This window comes from Microcystis sp. LE19-8.1F, assembly GCF_027531715.1.
Lineage (GTDB): Bacteria > Cyanobacteriota > Cyanobacteriia > Cyanobacteriales > Microcystaceae > Microcystis > Microcystis wesenbergii_A.
In genome coordinates this window covers 1-1,034 of sequence record NZ_JAPZSO010000137.1, presented here as the reverse complement: position 1 = coordinate 1,034, position 1,034 = coordinate 1, and the positions used below count along the sequence as shown (strand labels likewise).

Genomic DNA, 1,034 nt, shown 5'->3' with positions numbered 1-1,034 from the left:
TCCATGAAACCCCATGACCAATTTGCCAAAAACTACCTTGAACAATTACTTTCTCCCCTGGGAATCGTCGAAATCAGCAAAGAAGTCAGCGACGAAACCCGACAGATAGATTTATTTTTTTCCCCCAATCCCGAACCCAACCCCGATTATCTGGGATTATTAGGCAGAATTGTCCTTAATACTGTCCTGATTGAACCCTATCGCAATCCTCCCAACCGTAGCGAGATTCGTAATTGTTTAGCAAAACTTTTGACGATTTTAGCTGAACTGCAAAGACAAGCTAAACGGGAAAATCAGAGTTACAATGAAGACAATGCCCCTCGTTTGTGGATTTTATCCCCTTCCGCTAGTCTGACTCTTTTAGAGAGTATTGGGGCAAAATTAGACCCAGATTGGCCAGAAGGAGTCTATTTTCTTCCCTCGCTTTATCGCACGGCAATTATCGCTATTAATCAATTGCCTGTGACGGCTGAGACTCTTTGGTTAAGATTATTAGGACGGGGAAAAACTCAAGACCAAGCGGTGCGAGAATTGTTAGAATTACCTCAAGGTAATGCTTTCCGGGAAAATGTCCTGGAATTATTAATTAGTTGGCGGGTTAGTATGGAAATAAATAACATCCTAGAAACTGAAGATAGAGAGGTGTTTATGACCTTATCTCAAACCTATCAGGAATGGAAGGAAGCAACTAAACAGGAAGGAATCGAACAAGGACTAGAACAAGGACTCGAACAGGGACTAGAGCGAGGACTAGAGCGAGGACTAGAGCGAGGTAAACTAGAGGCTAAACTGGAATCTATTCCCCGTTTGCTTGCTTTGGGTTTAAGTGTGGAACAAATCGCTCAAGCTTTGGATTTAGACTTAGAACAAGTCCGACAAGCTATTCAAGAAACTCCATGAAACCCCATGACCAATTTGCCAAAAACTACCTTGAACAATTACTTTCTCCCCTGGGAATCGTCGAAATCAGCAAAGAAGTCAGCGACGAAACCCGACAGATAGATTTATTTTTTTCCCCCAATCCCGAACCCAAC

At 42.6% G+C, this 1,034-nt stretch carries 1 protein-coding gene; it reads left to right on the top strand.

From position 1 onward, the window contains the following. The first annotated feature begins 3 nt into the window (after positions 1-3). Positions 4-900 (top strand): RpnC/YadD family protein, encoded by an 897-nt coding sequence (locus O9334_RS13455; RefSeq protein ID WP_288000514.1) that lies wholly within the window; start codon positions 4-6, stop codon positions 898-900. The last annotated feature ends 134 nt before the right edge of the window (positions 901-1,034 follow it).

What these genes read in the sequence shown, in the direction of transcription:
- O9334_RS13455 (WP_288000514.1), top strand. Translation starts at nt 4, where the DNA reads ATGAAACCCCATGACCAATTTGCCAAAAACTACCTTGAACAATTACTT.